Origin of the sequence: Burkholderia sp. Cy-637, assembly GCF_011753175.1 — a bacterium.
In the GTDB taxonomy this organism is placed as follows: domain Bacteria; phylum Pseudomonadota; class Gammaproteobacteria; order Burkholderiales; family Burkholderiaceae; genus Burkholderia; species Burkholderia gladioli.
In genome coordinates, this window is the sequence record NZ_VWWC01000128.1 from 1 (window position 1) to 20,878 (window position 20,878).

The following is a 20,878-nucleotide window of genomic DNA, read 5'->3' on the forward strand; positions in this document are numbered from 1 at the left end:
TTTGCCTCGACCGACGATCCAGCCCAGGCCCCAAGCGTACCGGCGCCAAACCTCGGGCACATCCTGGCCGAATGGCCAGGTTTCGCGGCGTCCCGCGAATCATTACATTTCACTGTCACCATGCAAACGTAATCTTGCCGATTCCTTTCATAACCATAAAATCCCATGACACTAGCCATTCCGCATTTCCTTCTCGTGTCGCTGTGCGCCGCGCTGGCCACCCTGCCGGCCCGGGCCGCCGTGGTCAGCGCCGCCTGCGGCGACCCCGCCACGCCGATCGCCGAGATCCAGGGCAGCGGCGCGCCCTCGCCGCTCAACGGGCAGACGGTGTCGATCGAGGCCGTGGTCACCGCCGATTTCGGCGGCACCGACGGCTTCGGCGGCTTCTTCGTCCAGCAGGACGACAGCCGGCGCGTCCACCAGCCCGGCGTGTCCGAAGGCCTGTTCGTCTACGCGCCGAAACTGCGCGCCAAGGCCGGCGACATGGTCCACCTGAGTGGCAAGGTCGAGGAGAAGTACGGCCAGACGCAGCTCACCCTCGCCGGCGCGATCGCCGTCTGCGCGAGCGGCCAGAGCGTCACGCCGGCCACCCTGGCGCTGCCGGTCGGCAATCCGGCCGCGTTCGCCGCCGTCGAGGGCATGCTGGTGCGGGTGCCGCAGAAGCTGACCGTCAGCGAGGTCTACGAGCTGGGCCGCTACGGCAGCGTGCTGCTCTCGAACGGGCGCCTGCCGGTGCCCACCAACGTCGCCGCGCCGGCCGACGCGAAGGCGCAGGCCGCCGCCAACGCACGCAACCGGCTGATCCTTGACGACGGCTCGAACAAGCAGAATCCGCTGGCGGTGCCCTACCCGGCGCCGGGCCTGTCGGCCGCGAACACCCTGCGGGTCGGTTACACGGTGGAGAACGTCGAGGGCGTGATGGAGAAGCGCTACGACGCCTGGCGGCTGCAGCCCGTGCCCGGCGCGGCCGTGCCGAGCTTCGACGCGAGCGCCAATCCGCGCGGCGAGGCGCCGGCGCGCCATGCGCAGGCCGACCTGCGGGTCGCCTCGTTCAACGTCCTCAACTACTTCAACGGCGACGGCAAGGGCGGCGGCTTCGACGCGCCCGACAATCGCGGCGCGCCCACCTACAAGGAGTTCCAGCGCCAGGAAGCGAAGATCGTCAAGGCCATCACGGCCTTGCAGGCCGACGTGATCGGCCTGATGGAAATCGCCAATAACGGCTACGGCGAACTGAGCGCGGTGCGCCAGCTCGCGGCCCGGCTCGGCGACGGCTGGCGCGTGGTGGATCCGGGCACGGAGAAGCTCGGCGGCGACGCGATCAAGGTCGCCCTGCTCTACAACAGCCGCTCGGTCGAGCCGATCGGCAAGCCGGCCACGCTCGCGATCGACAACAAGAACCGCCAGCCGCTCGCGCAGACGTTCCGCCGCATCGGCGGCGCGCGCGCGGTGACGGTGGTGGTCAACCACCTGAAGTCGAAGGGCTGCACCGACGCGAGCGGCGGCGATGCCGACCAGGGCGACGGCCAGAGCTGCTGGAACCCGACTCGCGTGCGCGCCGCCGGCCTGGTTGCCGACTGGCTGGCCGGCAATCCGACCGGCGTGGACGGCGCCGGCGTGCTGCTGATCGGCGACATGAACAGCTACGCGAAGGAAGATCCGATCGCGCTGTTCGAGGCACGCGGCTACGCGAACCTGGCGGCGCGCTTCATCGGCGCGGGCGCCTACAGCTACGTGTTCGGCGGCGAGACCGGCTATCTCGACCACGCGCTGGCCTCGGCCTCGCTGCTGCCGCGCGTGAAGGCCGTGCACGAATGGCACATCAATGCCGACGAGCCGGTGGTGCTGCAGTACACGCTGGCCTACAAGAGCGCCGAGCAGCAGAACAGCTTCTATGCGCCCGATGCCTATCGCTCCTCGGACCATGATCCGGTGGTGGTCGACCTGGCGATGGCCGATGCGCCACCGGCCGTCGATGACAGCGCGGCGGGCCCCGGTGCCGCGCCGGGCAGCAGCGGCGGCGGCAGCGCCGATCCGTGGTTGCTGCTCGCGCTCGGCGCGGGGGCGGCGCTCGCCTGGCGAGCCAGGCCGCACCGCGCCTGAGTCGCCGCAACCGCGAAGCAATGCCGGGAGAACGGCTCGCCCGGCACGGGAAAAAACTACAAACCCACCAGTTTCTTCGTGCAAAAAAGCACCATCGGCCCACGATTTCGCGGCAAATGTGAAATTCCGTCAAATCCGGCCGGGACCGGGCCCGGCACACGCCATGCGAGGCGCGCCGGGCGCCTGTCGCCGATCACGCCTCGATGGCGTCGCGATCAGGCCCGACAACGCCCGGCGAGGATCTCGCAACTCGCGCGCCCGTTGTCGACCCGCCTTTCCTGCCGGGTCCCGCCGCCCGCCGAACGGAAAAATCTACCGCTCTGGAAGCTTCCGTCGAAAGCTCCACGAAAATTTGTTTCATTTTCGCAAGCCCCTGTCGCGAAAGGACTTTTCCATCAGGGGGCGCGACATGGCACGCGAGTTGCGAAACTCGAGGGGAGAATGCGAATCACACCCGAGCAGTGTCTCGCACCATCGACCCTTTTCTCGATCGTAAGGAGAACGACCATCATGGCACTCACGAACAGCATCGAAGACAAACTCGACCGAGGTTTCACGGAGCTGCGCCGCACCGGCCGCCGTGTGGCGCGCGATGCACGCCACAACGCTCACAACCTCAATGCCGACGTCAAGGACGACGTCCGCTCGCTGGTCGAGGAACTCGAAGATCTGTTGAAGAAGGAAGACGCCGACGTCGAATCGCTGCGCAAGCGCCTGCACGGCCGCCTCGCCGAAGTGCGCGGCACGCTCGACGACGCCACCGACGACGCGCTCTATCGCCTGCGTGCGCAGGCCGACCGCGTCTCGCAGGCGGTCCACGAGAATCCGTGGCAGACCGCCGGCGTGGTCGCCGGCCTCGCCTTCGTCGCGGGCCTGCTGCTCGCGCGCCGTTGATCCGGCACACCGCCCCCTTTGGCCAACACGTAAAAATCCAACCTTCAACGAGGGAGAACAAACCATGCGTCAAGCACTTGTGATGAAAGCCGCCGCCGCCGTCGTGATCGGCGGTCTCGCCCTGGCCGGCTGCACCACCACCCCGCCGAACGAACCGCAAAGCGCCGCGGCCAATTCGTCGAAGCGCCAGGCCATCAATTCGAGCGTCGACGCGACGCTCTCGCGCCTGTACACGACGGTGCCGGGCTCGCGTGAGCTGGTCGCGAAATCGCGCGGCGTGCTGGTGTTCCCGAGCGTGCTGCAAGCCGGCTTCATCCTCGGCGCCCAGACGGGCAACGGCGCGCTGCGCGTGGGCGGCAGCACGGTGGGCTACTACAACACCTCGTCGCTGTCGGTCGGCCTGCAGGCGGGCGCGCAGTCGAAGGCGGTGATCTTCCTGTTCATGACGCAGGACGCGCTCGACAAGTTCCGCGGCACGGACGGCTGGTCGGCCGGCGCCGACGCCTCGGTGGCGGTCGTGAAGATCGGCGCGAACGGCGCGGTCGACTCGAACACGGTGCAGTCGCCGATCGAGGCGATCGTGCTGACCAACGCCGGCCTGATGGGCGACCTGTCGGTGAACGGCACCAAGGTCACGCGCATCAACCCGTAAGGGCACCGCGCCGTTCGCGGCGCGCCTGCCTGACCCGCGCCGCGGCCTGGCTCCGCGGCGTTTTTTTGCCCGCGCGCCACGGCCGGGCGGCAGCCGCCGCCCGGCCTTCCCGCATCTCGCCGCGCTACCCGGGCGCCGCGCTTGCAGGCATACTCGCGGGAATTCGAAACCTAGCAGCGAAGGCGCGCAGGCGCCCTCGCCCAACCCGGGCCGTCCGAGCGACCACATGGAAAGCGGCAAAGACCACCAAAAATTCTTCCACCTGCTGCTGGCGATCGTCACGATCGGCTTCTGCTGGATTCTCGTGCCCTTCTTCGGCGCGATCTTCTGGGGCACGATCCTGGCGATCCTGTTCCAGCCCGTGCAACGCTGGTTCGCCGCGCATTTCGGCAAGCGCCGCAATCTCGCCGCGCTGGTCACGCTCTCGCTGATCGTGCTGATCGTGATCCTGCCGCTGAGCTTCGTGGCCGGCACCCTGGTGCAGGAAATCGCCTTCGCCTACCAGCAGATCAAGGCCGCGCAGCCGAACATGACGGGCTGGTTCCAGGAGATCGTCCACGCGCTGCCCGCCTCGCTGCAGCGCATCCTGCACAGCTACGGGCTGACCGACATCGCCGGGATCCAGAAGAAGCTGACCGACGGCGCGGCCGCGATCAGCCAGTTCGTCGCCGCGCAGGCGTTCAGCATCGGCCAGAACACCTTCCAGTTCATCGTCAGCTTCGGCATCATGCTCTACCTCGTGTTCTTCCTGCTGCGCGACGGCGGCGAGATCGGCCGGCGCGTGCGCCGCGCGCTGCCGCTCGACGAGGATCACAAGCAACTGCTGCTGACCAAGTTCACGACCGTGGTGCGCGCCACGGTGAAGGGCAACATCGCGGTGGCGATCGTGCAGGGCGCGCTGGGCGGCCTGATCTTCTGGATCCTCGGCATCGAGGGCGTGCTGCTGTGGGGCGCGCTGATGGCCTTCCTGTCGCTGCTGCCGGCGATTGGCGCGGGGCTGGTGTGGGCGCCGGCCGCGGTCTACTTCGCGGTCACCGGGCAGATCTGGAAGTGCGTGATCCTGGTGGCCTTCTGCGTCGGCGTGATCGGCCTGGTCGACAACCTGCTGCGCCCTATCCTGGTCGGCAAGGACACCAAGATGCCCGACTGGGTGGTGCTGATCTCCACGCTCGGCGGCATGGCGCTGTTCGGCATCAACGGCTTCGTGATCGGGCCGCTGGTGGCCGCGCTGTTCATGGCGAGCTGGGACATCTTCGCGCGCGCCGACCAGAACGGCTGAGCCGGCCGCGCACGCCCGGCCACGGGGCCGGAAACGACAAGGGCACGCGGATCGGATCCGCGTGCCCTTGTGTCTTTTGCGCCGTCGCGCCGGCGCCCGGTCGAACCAGTCGATCTAGTCGAACTTGAACTGCATGTCCTTGACCACCGCCTGCTGCCCCCACACGAAGGAGCACACGCGCCCGGTCTCGACGCTGACCGCCTCGCCGCCCTTGCCCTGCGTCTCGGTCAGCGGGTGGCAGCCGCCGGTGATCGTCACGGTTCGCATGCCCTGCTTCGAGAGCGGGAATTCGTTGCTGTCGTCCTCGGGCACCGTGTGGGTGAGCGAGACGTTCTCGACGTAGTCGTCGGGCAGCATGAACACCGGCGCGTCGTCGACCCACAGCGTGTAGTAGTCGTGCTTGAAGGGCGTCTGCTCGATACAGAGCTTGGATTTGTGGCTGCCCTGCGTCTGCGTCTGGCAGAGCGGCGCGGCCAGCGCCGCCGTGGCGCCGCCCAGCAGCAGCGCGGCCACGCCCGCGCGCAACGCGTCTCGTGTCTTCATGTTTTTATCCCGGAATAAGAGGCCCTGTGGAACGGCCAGGCACGTGGCGCGCGGTGAAACCACCGCGTGCGCGACATGCGCTGCCGCGATCCGCCTTCGGTACGTCTTCGGCGGCTGCCATCTTACCTAAGTCCGGGCGCCCGCCAAAGCGGGCTCGAGCCATTCCTCGACGCGCGGGCCGGGATCAGAAGGTGGTGCGCAGGCCCACCATCACGCTGCGCCCGCCTTCCGGCGCGATATCGCGCACCACCGAGCTGGCGTAGCGGATCTCCTGGTTGGTGAGGTTGTCGCCGCGCACGTAGGCCAGCCAGTGGGTCGAGCCGACATGGAAGCGATAGCTCAGCACCAGGCCCAGCGAGGTGTAGCTGTCGGTGGGCAGGTCGTTGTCGGGCACGCGATGCTGGGCCCAGGCGTGGGTGAGCTGCGCGCGCGCGCCGAACGGCCCGTAGCCGTAGTCGGCCGCCAGCGAGGCGCGCAGCGGCGAGATGCGCGGCAGCGGCTCGCCCGTCTCGGCGTTGCGCGCATGCGTGTAGTCGCCCGTCAGTTCGATGTCCAGACGATGCGCGCCCTTCTCGAAGGCGCGCCACTTGCCTTCCCATTCGAGCCCGTAGAACTCGGCGCGCACGCCGCGGTAGACGGCTTCCTTGAGCGCGTCGTCGGTGCCGGGCGCGACCACCTCGCCGTCGTCGTCGACCAGGCGCCCGGTGTTGAACTCGGTCAGGTAGTTCGAGAAGCGCGTGTAGAACACGCCGATGCTGCCCTTGTTCGGACCGGCCGCGTAGCGCAGCGAGAGGTCGGTCGAGACCGCCTTCTCCTTCTGCGCGCCGGGCGCGCCGATCAGGTACTGGCCGGTCGCGTCGTGCGGGCCGTTCGCGTAGAGCTCGTAGAAGGTCGGCGCGCGCTCGGTGTAGGACACGCTGCCGGCCAGCGACCACACCGGGTTCAGCTTGTAGAGCGTGCCGAACGAGACGCTGCCGGTATTGAAGCTGTGGCCGCTCGCGCCGGCGAAGCGCTCGTTGCCGGCCGGCGTCGGATCGAGCTTGACGTGCTCGATGCGCCCGCCGAGGCTGAACTTCAGCGCCTGGGTGGCCTGCCATTCCTCGAGGCCGAACAGCGCCACGTTGGTGGTCTGGGTGGTCGGCACCAGGGCCTCGTCGCCGAGTGCCGAGAAGGTGTTCTGCGAGGCCTGGATGCCGAACGCGCCCTCGAACGGCCCGATCTTGCGATGGCGCGCCTCGATGCGCGCCTCGTAGCCGTGGTTGCGGAAGGTGGTGCTGGTCTCGCCGTTGTCGATTTCCTTGTGTTCGTAGTCCGTATAACCGAAGTCGAACTTGAGCTGCGAGATCGGGCCGGACAGGTTGCGGATCTCGGACGAGGCCGCCAGGTGCTGCTGGCGCATGCGCAGCCGCACGTCGCTCTCGGCCACCGAGCCGTAGTTCGATTCGAAGCCGCTGTACGACAGGCCCGCGTAGCCGTCGGCCCAGGTGTAGGCGCCGCCGACCGCGCCGCCGTGCGAACGGCCGTCGCTGTTGGGGATGCTGCCCGAGGCCTCGCTCGCGTCGGGGCCGTCGAGCGCGCGCTGGCGGTCCGAATGCGCGAAGCCCGGGATCCGCAGCTTGCTGGTCTCGCGATCGAAGGCATCGACGTGGAACGCGAAGCGGCCGTTGCCGCCCTCCACCAGCGCGGCGCCGGCACGCGCGTCGTTGGCGCCGCCGTAGCTCGCGTCGACCGCGCCCGACACGCCCTTGATCGCCTCGCGCGGAATCCGGTTGTCGATGGTGTTGACCACCCCGCCGATCGCATTGCCGCCATAGAGCAGCGCCGCCGGCCCGCGCACGATCTCGACGCGCTCGACCGTCAGCGGGTCCTGCGGCACCGCGTGGTCGTAGGACAGCGAGGAGGCGTCGAAGGCGGCCACGCCGTTCTGCAGCAGCCGGATCCGGTCGCCGTCCATGCCGCGGATGATCGGGCGGCCCACCATCGGCCCGTAGGTCGTGGTCGACACGCCCGGCAGCCCGTCGAGCGTGGCGCCCAGCGAATCGGCGCGGCGCAGCGCCAGCGCGTCGCCGCCGATCGAGGCGGTCGGCGAGATCAGCTCGGTGTCGCCGATCGGGTTCGCCGTGACGAACACCGGCGCCAGCGTCGGAGTCGGCGTGGCGATGGCGGGCGCCGCGGCAGGCATGCCCGTCGCGCCGTTCGCCGCCGACTGCGCGTAGGCCAGGCTGGCGACGAACATCAGGGTCAGGGGAGGCAGCCCGCGCGCGGCGGACAGGGATCGAAAACGGGCGGAGTCGCGCATGATGAAGGTGGTTGTCGTGAAATGAGCCGGAATGCGCCGCCGGCTGATTCGCGCGACGTTATAACGTATCATCGCGAATCCGTGGTTCGCCGTATCGATTCGACGTCATCCACGCGACCGGGCCGAGAGAGAGGAGCTCGGGGTCGGAAGAAGCAGCACTCGGATATGTTATATCATTTCAGAATGTAACAACAAGCACGGACTTCGAAAGATTCGTGAATAGATTTCGTCATCGAGGGAAATGCCCACGCGAGCGCGCGGATCAGGCGCCGCGGGCGATGAGGGATCGGGAAGGAAGGTCGAGGGATGCAAACGCGCCGCTCGGGCGCAAGACTCCGTAAGCCTCGTTAATCACGCTTAATCGCGCGAAATTGACTCTACGGCGGCGCAGCAGAAGAATGAAGTCTGTCTCGTGATCATCTTCCGGCCACCCCGGTACACGGTGATCAGAGGCGGCCAGACCTCCAGTCATACCCCCCTCTTGACTGGGAATTGCAAGCCACGGAGCAATCCGTGGCTTTTTTTTCCTTCTTTTCGCCTCTTGGCGGCGCGGCCCTCAGGCGTCCTCGGCCACGCGCAGCACGAGCTTGCCGACATGGCTGCCGTCGAACAGGCGATTGAGCACCTCGGGCGCGTTCTCCAGCCCCTCGGCGACGGTCTCCTCGGCCTTGATGCGCCCCTCGCTCAACCAGGCGGCCAGTTGCTGCACGGCCTCGCGATTCTTGCGGTAGTCGAGGATCAGGAAGCCGCGCATGCTGAGGCGCTTGGAGATCACCGTGCCGAAATCGTCGCCGGCGCGGCCGTTGTTGTTGTAGTTCGAGATCACGCCGCACAGCGCCACGCGCCCGCCGATCACCATGCGCGAGAGCACGGCGCGCATCACCTCGCCGCCCACGTTCTCGAAGTTCACGTGCACGCCGTCGGGCGTGGCGGCCTTCAGCGCGGCCTTGAAGTCGGGCGCCTTGTAGTCGACCGCGGCGTCGAAGCCGAGCGTCTCGGTCAGGTAGCGGCACTTCTCCGGGCCGCCGGCGATGCCGACCACGCGCGCGCCCTGGATCTTGCCGATCTGCCCCGCGATCGAGCCCACCGAGCCGGCCGCCGCGGACACCACCAGGGTCTCGCCCGGCTGCACCGGCGCGATGTCGGTCAGCCCGTAATAGGCGGTCAGCCCGCTCATGCCGCAGGCGCCGAGCAGGGTCGGCAACGGCAGGCCCACCTCGGGCAACCGGGTCAGCCTGGGCACCTCGTCGGCGAGCACGTGGGCATAGTCCTGCCAGCCCACCAGCCCCTGCACCAGGTCGCCGACCGCGAACTTGTCGGCGCGCGAGGCGACCACCCGGCCGAGGCCGAGCGCGCGCATGGTCTCGCCGATCGCCACCGGCGGCAGGTATTGCGGGATGTCGCTCATCCAGACCCGATTGGTCGGGTCCATCGACAGGTAGAGCACGCGCACCAGCACCTCGCCCTCGCCCAGTTCGGGCAGCGGCGCTTCGACGAGCGAGAAGTGTTCGGCGCCGACGCGCCCTTCGGGGCGCGCCTTCAGGCGCAACTGGCGGTTGAGGGTTGCGGACATCGTGCCTCCTCGGCTTGACTGTTCGACTGGGGCGCCCGGCGCGAACGCGCCGGGCAGCGGGTGGATTGGATGGCGGCGCGCGATGCGGGCGATGCACGCTACGCAGGCGCGCCGCCGCTTACATCGCGCACAGGCCGCCGTCGATCACCAGCTCGGCGCCGGTCACGTAGCGGCTCTCGTCCGAGGCCAGGTAGATCGCCGCGTAGGCGACGTCGTCGGGCTCGCCCAGGCGGCCCATCGGCACGCCGCGCACCAGCTTGCGGGTGGCCGCGCTCTCGCCGAGCTGCGCGAAGAAGGGCTCGACGATGCCGGTGCGGATGAACGAGGGATGCAGCGAATTGCAGCGCACGCCGGTCTGCTTGCGCGCGCAGTCGACCGCGATCGACTTGGTCAGCGAGGCCACCGCCGCCTTCGAGGCGTTGTAGGCGGTGTACTCGGGCTCGTGCTTGAAGGCCGCCACCGAGGACACGTTGATGATCGAGGCAGGCTGGCTGTCGCGCAGGAACGGCAGCGCATGGCGCACGCCCAGCACGATGCTCTCGACGTTGACGTCCATCACGCGGCGCCATTCCTTCTGCTCGATCTGCTCGACCGTGCCGAGCGAGCCGATCCCGGCATTGTTGACCAGCACCGACAGCGCGCCCATCGCGCCGTTGGCCTCGGCGGCCAGCGCCTGCCAGCGCGCGTCGTCGCGCACGTCCTGCTCGGCCGACCAGGCCACGCGCGTGCCGGCCGCCTCGTTGAGCTGCGCGGCCAGCGCCTCGAGCGCCTCGCGCTGCGCGGCCACGTCGGTCAGGAACAGCTTCGCGCCGTGCTCGGCCATGCGCGTCGCGATCGCGCGTCCCAGCCCTCCCGTCGCGCCGGTGATCCAGGCGCACTTGCCCGCCAGCCGCGGGGTTCCGATCGTCGTCATGGGTTCTCTCCTCCTTGCTGTTGTCCGCATGCGGCGCCCTCGCGCCGCGCGTCGCCACTATACCGACAGATATCCGCCGTCCACGTTGAGCACCGCGCCGGTGGTGTAGCTCGACGCGCCCGAGGCCAGGAACAGGATCGCGCCGGCCATCTCGGAGGGCGCCGCGACGCGGCGCATCGGCACGTGGGCCAGCACCTGCTCGAGCACGGCCGGGTTCCTGGTCAGCGCCGAGGCGAACCTGGTGTCGGTCAGGCCCGGCAGCAGCGCGTTGCAGCGCACGCCGTCGGCCGCGCATTCGATCGCGAAGGCCTTGGTCATCGAGATCACGGCGGCCTTGGTGATCGAATAGATGCCCTGCTTGTCGCCGGGGATCACGCCGTTGACCGAGGCCACGTTGACGATCGCCCCGCCGCCATTTGCCGCCATCCGGCGCGCGCCGTGCGAGGACATGAAGAAGTAGCCGCGGATATTGACGTCGACGGTCTTCTGGAACGCATCGACGCCGGTGTCGACGATCGGGCCGTAATAGGGATTGGCGGCCGCGTTGTTGACCAGCACGTCGAGCCGGCCATGCTTCGCGTCGATCGCGGCGTAGAGCGCCTCGATCTGCTCGAGTTCGCCGATATGGCAGGCGGCGGCCTCGGCCGAGCCGCCGTCGGCGACGATCGCCTCGGCCACGCGCCGGCAGTCGTCGATGCGGCGACTGGCGACGATCACGTGCGCGCCGAAGGCGGCCAGCAGGCGCGCGGCCTCTTCGCCGATGCCGCGGCTCGCGCCGCTGACGACGGCGATCTTGCCGGACAGGTCGAACAGATTGGGTGCAGTCATCGTGGGATGTTCCGATGGAGTTGACGGAAAAGGCGGCACGCAGCCGAGGGACGATCGCGTCGACATCAGCGATGCGTCACCAGCGCGGCGTCGGCGGTGGTATCGAGATGCGGCCACGCGTTGTAGGTGACGAGCTGGGCGCCGCGCCGGCCGGTGCGGATCCGCGACACGCTGGTATTGACCAGCGGCCAGGCGAAATCGAAGCTCCGTTGCGGATCGGCGCCGGCCAGCAGGGTGGCGATCACGGCGATCGGCCCGCCCGAGGACACCACCCAGACTTCCTCGGCGCTCTCCTTGGCGAGCGTGTCCCAGGCCGCCAGCACCGCGGCGCGGAAGGCCGGCCAGGCGAGCGTGTAGTCGTCGTCGGCCTGGCCCGAGGTCCAGCGCGCCACGGCCGCCGAGAACAGCGCCTGGAACGCGCGGCGTGGGTCGCCCGAGGCGGCCAGCTCGGCCAGCAGCGCCTCGCGCGAGGCCAGCTCGGGTCGCAGGCGCGCCACCAGTTCGTCGGAATCGAGTTCGTCGAGGCCGGGCAGCACGCGGATCGGCGGCTCGATGCCGGCCGCCCGCGCGGCCAGCGTAGCCGTCTGCGCGTGACGGCGCAGCGTGCCGGTGAAGATCGCGCCGGGCCGGCCGCCGCGCGCCGCCATCCAGGCGCCGAGCTTGCCGGCCTGGGTCTCGCCGCGCGGGGACAGGCAATCGTAGTCGGCCGCGTCGAAGCTGGCCTGCGCGTGGCGGATCAGGAAGATCTCGCTCATCGCCCCGCTCCGGCCGCCTCGATGCGCGCGCGGCAGCGCAGCGTCAGGTAGCGCACCGCGTCGCCGAAGCCCGCGAAGGCCGGGTTGGTGGTCTGGCCGAGCACGTAGCGGCGGTAGATCTGCTGGATGATGCCCATCAGCCGGAACAGGCCGAACACCTCGTAGAAGGCGAAACCGCCGATCTCGGTGCCGGTGCGCTCGCCGTAATGGGCCACCAGCTCGGCGCGCGTCATCATGCCGGGCGCGTGGGTCGGCTGGCGGCGCATCGCGCGGAACGGCGCCTCGTCGTCGGCCTGCACCCAGTAGGCGAGCGAGCCGCCCAGGTCCATCAGCGGATCGCCGAGCGTGGCCATCTCCCAGTCGAGCACGCCGACGATGCGCAGCGGGTCCCGCGGATCGAGCACCACGTTGTCGAAGCGGTAGTCGTTGTGGATCACGCAGAGCCGCCCGTCGCGCGCCGGCCGGTTCGCCTCCAGCCAGCTCGTCACGTCCTCGGCGGGATCGGTGCCGTCGGTCAGCGCGCGCTGCCAGCGCTCGCGCCAGCCGCTCACCTGCCGCGCCACGTAGCCCTCGCCGCGGCCGAAGGCGGCGATCGCCGGCGCCGAGGCGTCCACCGCGTGCAGCTCCACCAGCCGCTCGACAAAGCTCTCGCAGAGACGCCGCGTGCCGGCCGCGTCGAGCCCGAGCTCGGGCGGCAGGTCGCGCCGCAAAATCACCCCGGCCAGGCGCTCCATCACGTAGAACTCCGAACCGATCAGCGAGGCGTCGTCGCAGCGCGCGACGATGCCCGGCACGTAGGGATAGGCCGGCTTGAGCGCGGCCATCACGGCGGCCTCGCGCAGCATGTCGTGGGCCGAGCCCGCCTTCGCGCCGGCCGGCGGGCGGCGCAGCACCAGCTCGCGATCGGGATAGCCGAGCAGGTAGGTCAGGTTCGAGGCGCCACCATGGAACTGGCGGATCTCGGGCGTGCCTTCCAGGCCCGGCACCTGCGCCTTGAGGAATGCGTCGAGCCTTGCCGCGTCGAGCCGGTCCTCGTCGCGCACCTCGCGGGCGCCGTCGATCGGCGCGCTCATGCCGCGGCTCCCGCGCGACGGCTCGCCTGCTCGCCGGCCTGGCGCTTGAACTCGAGCTTGGCGACCACCCCTCGATGCACTTCGTCGGGCCCGTCGGCCAGGCGCAGCACGCGCGCATAGGCATACAGGTGGGTCAGCGGCACGTCGTCGGACACGCCCGCGCCGCCGTGGATCTGGATCGCCGCGTCGGCGGCCTGCTGGGCCACCGCCGGCACCACCACCTTGATCTGCGAGATCAGGCTCAAGGCCGCCTTCACGCCCTGCGTGTCGATGGTCCAGGCGGCCTTCAGCGTCAGCAGGCGCGCCTGGTCGATCGCCATGCGCAGGTTCGCGACGATGTCGGCATTGCCGCCCAGCGCCGCCAGCGGCTTGCCGAACGCGGTGCGCGAGGCGGCCCGCTCGCACAGCAGGCCCAGCGCGCGTTCGGCGGCGCCCAGCGCGCGCATGCAGTGATGGATGCGGCCCGGCCCGAGCCGGCCCTGGGCGATCTCGAAGCCGCGCCCGGGGCCGAGGATCACGTTCGAGGCCGGCACCCGCACCTGGTCGAACACCACCTCGCCATGGCCCGAGGGCTCGTCGTAATGATGGAAGGCCGGCAGCATGCGCTCGATGCGCACGCCCTTCGCGTCGAGCGGGCAGATCACCATGGTGTGGCGGCGATGCGGCTCCGCCCCGGCATCGGTCAGGCCCATGAAGATCGCGACCCGCGCATGCGGATGGCCGATCCCGGTCGACCACCACTTGCGGCCGTTCAGCACGAACTCGTCGCCGTCGGGCGTCGCGGTGGCGCGCATGTTGGTGGCGTCCGACGAGGCCACCTCGGGCTCGGTCATGCAGAACGCCGAGCGGATCTCGCCGGCCAGCAGCGGCGCGAGCCAGCGCGCCTGCTGCCCGGGCGTGCCGTAGCGCGCCAGCACCTCCATGTTGCCGGTGTCGGGCGCGTTGCAGTTGAACACCTCGGGCGCGATGAAGGAATGGCCCATGATCTCGGCGAGCGGCGCGTACTCGGCATTGGACAGCCCCGCGCCGCCATGCTCGACCTCGGGCAGGAACAGGTTCCAGAGGCCGGCTGCGCGCGCCTTCTGCTTGAGCGCCTCCATCACGGGCGGCTGGCGCCATTGCCGCCAGTCGGCGCCGCCGGTCAGTTCGGCGGCATAGCGCGCCTCGGCGGGCGCGATCTCGTCGCGCATGAAGCGGCTCAGTCGGTCGGCGAAATCCTGGCTGCGAGCGGTCGGCGTGAAGTCCATGGCATCGTTCCGGTTGAAGTGGCACTCAATCTACGCCGATCTCGCCGATCGATGAAATGAATGTTCTTCATGTCAGGTCATCAAAGGGATTAATATGCTGGCTTCCCTTTCGCCCGCTGCGGCCCGTCGCCGGCCGCCCGCCCCGTGAGCTCCGACCTGCGCCTCGACCTCAACCTGTTCCGCGTGCTCGACGCGATCCACAGCCATGGCGGGATCAGCGCGGCCGCGCGCACCCTGCACCTGACCCAGCCCGCCGTCACGCACGCGCTGAACCGGCTGCGCGCGCATTTCGACGATCCGCTGTTCGTGCGCCAGGGCAATCGCATGATGCCCACCGAGCGCACCCGCGCCATGATCGGCGAGGTGCAGCGACACCTGAAGGGCCTGCAGGCGGCCGCGCAGGCGCAGGCGAGGTTCGATCCCGCCACGCTCGAGCAGCGCTTCGTGGTGGGCATCCGCGACGTGCTGGAGTCGATCGCGCTGCCGCAATTGGTGGAGCGGCTCGCGCGCGAAGCACCGCGCATCACCGTGGTCAGCCGGCGCATCGTGCTGGCCGAGGTGGGCCGCGAGATCGCCGGCGGCCAGCTCGACCTGGCGATCGACCGGCGCGTGCCGACCGGGCCCCAGATCGTGCGCGAGCCGCTGGTCGACGACGCGCTCGCCGTGGTGCTGCGCCGCGATCATCCGCTCGCGCAGGGCCCGCTGCGCCGCGCCGAGTATTTCGCGGCGCGCCATGTGACGGTCTCGCCGCTCGGCGAGCCGAATTCGCTCGACGTCCTGCTGGCCGCCGATGGCCGCTTTCGCCGCATCCAGCTGGTCTGCCAGCACTATTTCGCGGCCTGCCAGATCGCGGCGGCGGGCGACCTGCTGCTGACCCTGCCGCGCTCCTACGCGCGGCGCATGACGGCGTTGCTGCCGATCGTCGTCAGGCCGCTGCCGCTGCGCGTGAAGCCCTATGCGATCCAGGCCTACTGGCACGAGTCGCGCGACGGCGACGGCGCGCATCGCTGGTTTCGCGAGCGGGTGGCGCAGATCGTGCGCGAGGCGGCCACCGGCGAGGCCGGTGCCGTTGGCGAGGACGAGGACGAAGCCGGCTGAGGTGGCTGAGGTGGCTGAGGTGGCTGAGGTGGCTGAGGCGGCTGAGGTGGCTGAGGCGGCTGAGGCGGCGGCAACTGGAACGGCCGCCGCCGCGCCGTGGCCGGCAGCGACACCACATCCTGGCGGCAAGACGTTTATGCTTCGAGGGCGCGAGCACGCATCGCGGGCTGCGAATCCGGTAGACCGCGATGCGCCGCTCGCCGAAGCCAGCACCGACCCCATCGCCGCATCACCGCATCACGACGAACCGAGGAACGCCATGCCCCTGATCCACGCCGCAGCCGAGCTGGCTGCCGATGCCCCGAACTACCTCGTCGACATCCAGGCCGGCGCCCATCGTTTCCAGGGCGACGAGGCCGAGCGCGAGGGCGGCCGCGGCGCCGGCCCCGCGCCCTACGAGCTGCTGCTGGCGAGCCTCTGCCAATGCACGGTAGCGACGCTGCGCATGTACATGCAGCGCAAGGAATGGCCGGCCGTGAAGCTGCACGCGCATGCCGAGCTGCACGCGGACCGCGACGGCGCGCAATACGTGCGTCGCACCATCACGGTCGACGGCGAGCTGGAGGAGGCGCAGCGCGCGCGGCTCGGCGAGATCGCCGAGAAGACGCCGCTCACGCTGTTCATCAAGCGCGGCACGCGCATCGAAACCACCTTGCGCTGAAGCACCGGCATGAAAAAACCGCGCGACCAGGCATGCAACCCGGTCGCGCGGTTCGTCCCTGGCACGGGGCGACGCCGCCCCGCCCGCCTCGTCAGATGCCGAGCGCCGACAGATCGGGCTTGCCGTCCTCACCGGCCGGCGGGCACCAGAAGAACGCGCCCGTGATCGGCTGGGTGAAGCGGAACAGCCCGTCCAGCACGCCGTCGGTGGCGCCCACCATGCGCCGCATCTGCACCTCGAAGGCCCGGAACGAGTGGCCGAAGGCGACGAAATAGAGGCCCGCGCGGCGCTCGTCGGCCCACGGCGCCGAGCGGCGCAGCACCTTGGCCTCGGGCGTGAAGCTCTCCTGCTCGGTGCGCTTGACGTGCGCATAGGCCGGCGCGTCCTCCAGCTCCTCGTTGTCCGACTTGCGGCGGCCGACGATGCGATCCATCTCCTCGCCCGGAATCGCCTCCATCGACGGGAAATCGTGCACCCATTGCTGCACGGCCACGAAGCTCGCGCCGTCCAGGCCCGGGCCCTTGCCGCTCACGAAGGCGGTTTCCACGGCCTCCTCGTCCTCGGGATTCTCGGTGCCGTCCTCGTAGCCGGACAGGTCGCGATCGTCGGCATAGCGGAACGCATTGGCGGCGCTGTCGAGCACGAAGGCCGGCGCCAGCAGCTTCTCGATCGCGCGCGAACGCAGCGTGATCTCGCCGTGATCCTCGCCGCGCAGCCAGATCCACAGCGCCACCTGGGTGGACGGCACCGGCGCGCCCGGCTTCGACAGATCCGGGAACGGCTTGAGCCCATCGATCTTGCGGTCGAGCCCCTGCGCGAGCGAGGGACCGAAGCCGACCACCGTGTGCGCCGTGTCGATCGCCTCGCGCAGCGCGCCGAGCGCACGCACGACGTCCTCGGCGCGGGCAGTCTGGAACGAGAGATAGCGGTTGGCCGACGGAAGCGGCGCCAGGATGCCTTGCTGGAAGGTGCTCATCGTGATGTGGGTCTTTTCGGTGGATGCGGGGATGCGGGAATTCGAGGGCCGGATTGTCCCATACCTCGCACGCAGCGCCCAAGGCAGGCGAACGGCGGCGCGGCGACGCCGCGTGTCGCATCGGCAACACAAGCCCCAGCCGACGCTTGGCAGCGCCTCCCGCCTGTGTTTACAATCGCGGTCATGGGGCAAAATGTCGCCCCCAAGGAAGTCGTAGTCCAGCGCGAGCGGCGCCTGCCCCGCGCGTTTCCCATCCACGCTCCATCCATTCACGTTCAAGGGAGGTCAGAGATGATGCATCACATGCCATCCACGAGTGGCTTCCCGAACGCCGTCCGACAAGGCACCTGCTAGGTCCCTTGCACGCGGCGGGCTTCCGAGGCCCGTCCGTCCGCAGTTCTCCCGGTCGTCCGTTCCTGTATCGCCCCGCGCGAGCGTCGTGCCTTTGCGTTCGCGCCGCCGCCTGGCTTGGTTGCCTCGACGAGCCCGGCGGCATCGACGACCCGTTCGTTACCGACAATTGACAAGTCCTGGCGCACACAATGCGACCAGGCCACGACACATGATCCAACACACCGATCGTCACGGCAGCCGGCCGTTCAACGACGTGCTCGGCTTCACGTTCCGCCACTGGCGCCGCCAACCCGCGCGCGCGTTCGCGGTCGCCCTGTTCGCCCTGCTCGCCGCGCTCGGCGACGTCCTCACCCCGCTGTTCGCCGGCAAGCTGGTGGATGCGGTCTCGCTCGGCCTGACCGACCGCGCGGCGGCCTGGAGCGCCGCCCTGCACGCGTTCACGATCCTGATCGCGCTGGGCATCGCCGCCACCCTGCTGCGCCAGGCGATGTTCATGAACATCATCGTGCTGACGCTGCGCATGATGAGCGAGATCTCGGCGGGCGCCTTCCATCGCGTGCAGCGCTTCTCCACCGACTGGCACGCCAACAGCTTCGCCGGCTCCACGGTGCGCAAGATCACGCGCGGCATGTGGGCGCTCGACCTGCTCAACGACACGCTGCTGGTGGCGCTGCTGCCCTCGGTGGTGATGCTCGGCGGCGCCACCCTGCTGCTCGGCTGGCACTGGCCCGTGATGGGGCTGGTGGTGGGCGCGGGCTCGGTGCTGTTCATCGCCATCACGGTGGGGCTCTCGCTGGGCGTGATCGCGCCGGCCGCGCGCCTGGGCAATGCCTGGGACACGCGGCTGGGCGGCGCGCTGGCCGATTCGGTCAGTTGCAACGCGGTGGTCAAGGCCTTCGGCGCCGAGACGCGCGAGGAAGCGCGCATCGGCCGGGTGATCGGCAAGTGGCGGCTGCGCACGCGCCGCACCTGGATCCGCGGCACCCTCAGCGGCGGCCTGCAGGGCACCCTGCTGGTGCTGATGCAGGCGGCCATCCTGGGCTCGGCGCTGTGGCTCTGGTCGCATGATCGCGCCAGCGTGGGCGACATCGCCTTCGCGCTGACCATGTTCTTCATGCTGCAGGGTTACCTGCGCGACATCGGCATGCATATCCGCAACCTGCAGCGCTCGGTCAACGACATGGAGGAACTGGTGGCGCTGGAACGCCAGCCGCTCGGCATCGACGATGCGCCCGACGCGCGGCCGATCGCGATCACGCGCGGCGAGATCCGCTTCGATCGCGTGACCTTCCGCTACGGGCCGCGCAGCGCGCCGCTGTACTCGGACTTCTCGCTGCGCATCGCGCCGGGCGAGCGGATCGGGCTGGTGGGCCATTCGGGCTCGGGCAAGACCTCGTTCATCAAGCTGATCCAGCGGCTCTACGACATCGACGGCGGCCGGATCCTGATCGACGGGCAGGACATCGCGAAGGTCACGCAGGAATCGCTGCGCAACCATATCGCGATCGTCCAGCAGGAGCCGGTGCTGTTCCACCGCTCGCTGGCGGACAACATCGCCTATGCGCGCCCCGAGGCGACGCGCGACGAGATCATCCGCGCCGCGACGCTGGCCAGCGCGCACGGCTTCATCTCGGAGCTGCCGGAAGGCTATGACACGCTGGTCGGCGAGCGCGGCGTGAAGCTGTCGGGCGGCGAACGCCAGCGCGTGGCGATCGCGCGCGCGTTCCTCGCCAACGCGCCGATCCTGATCCTCGACGAGGCCACCTCGAGCCTGGACAGCGAGAGCGAGCTGCTGATCCAGCAGGCCATGGAGCGGCTGATGGTGGGGCGCACCACCATCGTGGTGGCGCACCGGCTGTCGACCGTGCGTTCGCTGGACCGCCTGCTGGTGCTCGATCGCGGCCGCGTGATCGAGGAAGGCGACCACGACGCGCTGATCCGCATCGAGGGCGGCGTCTACCGGCGCCTGTTCGAGCGCCAGGCGCTCGAGCTCGCCAAGGGGCTGATCGAGCAGACCGGCGGTTACGGCATCGACCGGCTCGGCTCCCGCCTGGCCGCCGGCGCCGACGGCCGCGCGCAGCCGCTGGTACGCGATACGGTCGCGAAGTAGGCGCGGGTTCGCATTACCGCGCACTCGCCACGGGGCGGCAGCCGAAAGCTGCCGCCCCGTTTTTCATGGCCGTCGATGCTTCGCAGTCCTCGCTGCCTCGCGCATTGATTCGGCGTTCTCGCGAGTCGCCGACTTTCGACTCGCTTTCCGTCGCTTTTCGAATTCAATCGAATCGTCCGTCGTTTCGCCGGAAAATCGCCATGCGATTTTTTCAAGCGGCTTTCACTGCTTCAAAATCCGCGCCAAGCGCTTCGCGGCGACACGCTCTCGACAATATTCCCGGCCTTTCCCGAAATATTTTTTTGTGTCGTTTTGTCGGCCGGCCAAACCTCGCCGACAATCTCTCGACACCTTGCCGGCCAGTCCCATCATGGCTTCGAGCGATACGCCGCGCACTCGACCGGCATCCAGAACCGGCAATAAGACAGAGCGGCGCATTGACGATTTTCACACGGCTATACCATTCGTCGCGGATGATCCACATAATCACGGTAACTCGCGGACAGGCATAAAGTGCCTTCAAAAAGCCTACAAGGCTTATCCATTACCGTTTTCGACATCCATTCAAAGACGAGGACATGACCCGGTGAAAGACGTGATGACCACCGACCGATCCCGCCCCCCGACGTTCGCGCGTTTCAGCCGTCTGTGGTTCGGCCCCGCCGGGCTGCGCACGGGGTGGGCCGCGCTGCTGTATGCCGCGATCGTCGCCGTGCTGATGGCCGGCGCGGACTGGCTCGCGCGCCGCCTCGGCCTGCCGTTCCGCCTGCAGGGCGAAGTGAGCGCCGCGCACCAGGTGGTATTCGAACTGGCGATGTGCGGCGCGGTGCTGGTCGCCACCCGCGTGATGAGCCGCATCGATCGCCGCGCCTGGCTCGATTTCGGCCTGCGCGCACCGCGCCGCCTGCAGCACCTGCTGCTCGGCGGCGCCTGCGGGCTGGGCGCGGTATCGGCCATCATGGCGCTGCTGGTGGCCACCGGCGGCGCCACGCTCGCCTATTCCGGCATGAGCCTGGCCGCGGCCCTGGAAGCGGGCCTGATGTGGGCCTTCGCCTTCGCGCTGGTGGCCGCCGCCGAGGAACTCGCGTTCCGCGGCTACCTGTTCTTCCGCCTCGCGCAGGGCATCCCGCCGACCGCGGCCGCCGTGCTGACCTCGCTCGCCTTCGGGCTCGCGCACATGTCCAACCACGGCGAGAACATGGCCGGCATCGTGCCGGTGGTGATCTACGGTTTTGTCGCCTGCCTGGCGATCTGGCGCACCGGTTCGCTGTGGTGGGTGTTCGGCGTGCACGCCACCTGGGACTGGTCGGAATCCTTCCTGTTCGGCGCGCCCAACAGCGGGCTGGTACCCGGCAGCAGCTTGCTGGAAAGCCATGCGATCGGCCCGGTCTGGCTGAGCGGCGGCACGGTCGGCCCGGAGGGCAGCGTGCTGGTGTTCCCGGCGCTCGGCGCGCTGGCCTGGGTGGCCTGGCGCGCCCTGCCCGCCACCGGCGACGCCGCACGCGCAGCGGCCGGCACGC

The 20,878-nt window shown here is 69.5% G+C and carries 17 protein-coding genes; 8 read left to right on the forward strand and 9 right to left on the reverse strand.

Annotated features, from left to right (window positions below):
- The first annotated feature begins 165 nt into the window (after positions 1 to 165).
- The 4 genes from F3J10_RS25955 (at position 166) to F3J10_RS25970 (ending at position 4,928) form a co-directional block, all read left to right on the forward strand.
- Positions 166 to 2,103 (forward strand): ExeM/NucH family extracellular endonuclease, encoded by a 1,938-nt coding sequence (locus F3J10_RS25955; RefSeq protein WP_167243321.1) that lies wholly within the window; start codon positions 166 to 168, stop codon positions 2,101 to 2,103.
- 510 nt (positions 2,104 to 2,613) lie between these two features.
- A complete protein-coding gene (locus F3J10_RS25960) occupies positions 2,614 to 2,997 on the forward strand; it encodes a DUF883 family protein (RefSeq protein WP_013690956.1) in 384 nt (127 codons plus the stop codon).
- 64 nt (positions 2,998 to 3,061) lie between these two features.
- A complete protein-coding gene (locus F3J10_RS25965) occupies positions 3,062 to 3,649 on the forward strand; it encodes a YSC84-related protein (protein WP_167233890.1) in 588 nt (195 codons plus the stop codon).
- Positions 3,650 to 3,875: 226 nt separating this feature from the next.
- Positions 3,876 to 4,928: an AI-2E family transporter gene (locus F3J10_RS25970; RefSeq protein ID WP_060005953.1), complete on the forward strand. Its 1,053-nt coding sequence runs from the start codon at positions 3,876 to 3,878 to the stop codon at positions 4,926 to 4,928.
- Positions 4,929 to 5,042: 114 nt separating this feature from the next.
- Here F3J10_RS25970 and F3J10_RS25975 read toward each other — a convergent pair whose 3' ends face one another.
- From F3J10_RS25975 to F3J10_RS26010, 8 genes are all read right to left on the reverse strand, one after another.
- Complete coding sequence (locus tag F3J10_RS25975) at positions 5,043 to 5,471, reverse strand: hypothetical protein (protein ID WP_017920515.1); 429 nt, start codon at positions 5,469 to 5,471, stop codon at positions 5,043 to 5,045.
- Positions 5,472 to 5,655: 184 nt separating this feature from the next.
- The gene (locus F3J10_RS25980; protein WP_167243325.1) at positions 5,656 to 7,707 is read right to left on the reverse strand and encodes a TonB-dependent receptor; all 2,052 of its coding nucleotides are present in this window, start codon (positions 7,705 to 7,707) and stop codon (positions 5,656 to 5,658) included.
- A gap of 619 nt (positions 7,708 to 8,326) precedes the next feature.
- Positions 8,327 to 9,343, reverse strand: a complete 1,017-nt coding sequence (locus F3J10_RS25985) for an NADP-dependent oxidoreductase (protein ID WP_025100970.1) — start codon at positions 9,341 to 9,343, stop codon at positions 8,327 to 8,329.
- A 118-nt stretch (positions 9,344 to 9,461) separates the two neighbouring features.
- Complete coding sequence (locus F3J10_RS25990; RefSeq protein ID WP_025100969.1) at positions 9,462 to 10,256, reverse strand: SDR family oxidoreductase; 795 nt, start codon at positions 10,254 to 10,256, stop codon at positions 9,462 to 9,464.
- 57 nt (positions 10,257 to 10,313) lie between these two features.
- Positions 10,314 to 11,084 carry an SDR family oxidoreductase gene (locus F3J10_RS25995; protein ID WP_167243322.1) on the reverse strand — a complete coding sequence of 257 codons (771 nt, stop codon included), beginning with the start codon at positions 11,082 to 11,084 and terminating at the stop codon, positions 10,314 to 10,316.
- Between the two features lie 65 nt (positions 11,085 to 11,149).
- Positions 11,150 to 11,839, reverse strand: coding sequence for a histidine phosphatase family protein (locus tag F3J10_RS26000; RefSeq protein WP_025100968.1), 690 nt, complete (start codon positions 11,837 to 11,839; stop codon positions 11,150 to 11,152).
- The gene (locus F3J10_RS26005; protein WP_025100967.1) at positions 11,836 to 12,912 is read right to left on the reverse strand and encodes a phosphotransferase family protein; all 1,077 of its coding nucleotides are present in this window, start codon (positions 12,910 to 12,912) and stop codon (positions 11,836 to 11,838) included. Before F3J10_RS26005 ends, F3J10_RS26000 begins: the two co-directional genes overlap by 4 nt.
- Positions 12,909 to 14,159: an acyl-CoA dehydrogenase family protein gene (locus F3J10_RS26010; RefSeq protein ID WP_025100966.1), complete on the reverse strand. Its 1,251-nt coding sequence runs from the start codon at positions 14,157 to 14,159 to the stop codon at positions 12,909 to 12,911. The genes F3J10_RS26005 and F3J10_RS26010 overlap by 4 nt, the downstream gene beginning before the upstream one ends.
- A 144-nt stretch (positions 14,160 to 14,303) precedes the next feature.
- Here F3J10_RS26010 and F3J10_RS26015 point away from each other — a divergent pair, with 144 nt between their 5' ends.
- Together F3J10_RS26015 and F3J10_RS26020 are read left to right on the forward strand one after the other, a co-directional pair.
- Entirely contained in the window at positions 14,304 to 15,257 is a 954-nt protein-coding gene (locus F3J10_RS26015; RefSeq protein WP_167243323.1) for a LysR family transcriptional regulator, read from the forward strand.
- Positions 15,258 to 15,516: 259 nt separating this feature from the next.
- Positions 15,517 to 15,918: an OsmC family protein gene (locus F3J10_RS26020; protein ID WP_013690968.1), complete on the forward strand. Its 402-nt coding sequence runs from the start codon at positions 15,517 to 15,519 to the stop codon at positions 15,916 to 15,918.
- A gap of 91 nt (positions 15,919 to 16,009) precedes the next feature.
- Here F3J10_RS26020 and F3J10_RS26025 read toward each other — a convergent pair whose 3' ends face one another.
- Complete coding sequence (locus F3J10_RS26025; protein ID WP_167243324.1) at positions 16,010 to 16,894, reverse strand: Dyp-type peroxidase; 885 nt, start codon at positions 16,892 to 16,894, stop codon at positions 16,010 to 16,012.
- A gap of 562 nt (positions 16,895 to 17,456) precedes the next feature.
- On the opposite strand from F3J10_RS26025, the gene F3J10_RS26030 reads away from it, so the two are divergent.
- Together F3J10_RS26030 and F3J10_RS26035 are read left to right on the forward strand one after the other, a co-directional pair.
- Positions 17,457 to 19,358, forward strand: a complete 1,902-nt coding sequence (locus tag F3J10_RS26030) for an ABC transporter ATP-binding protein (protein WP_025100963.1) — start codon at positions 17,457 to 17,459, stop codon at positions 19,356 to 19,358.
- A gap of 598 nt (positions 19,359 to 19,956) precedes the next feature.
- Positions 19,957 to 20,878: CPBP family intramembrane glutamic endopeptidase (locus F3J10_RS26035; RefSeq protein WP_167243326.1), on the forward strand; the 922-nt coding region annotated here is incomplete at its 3' end.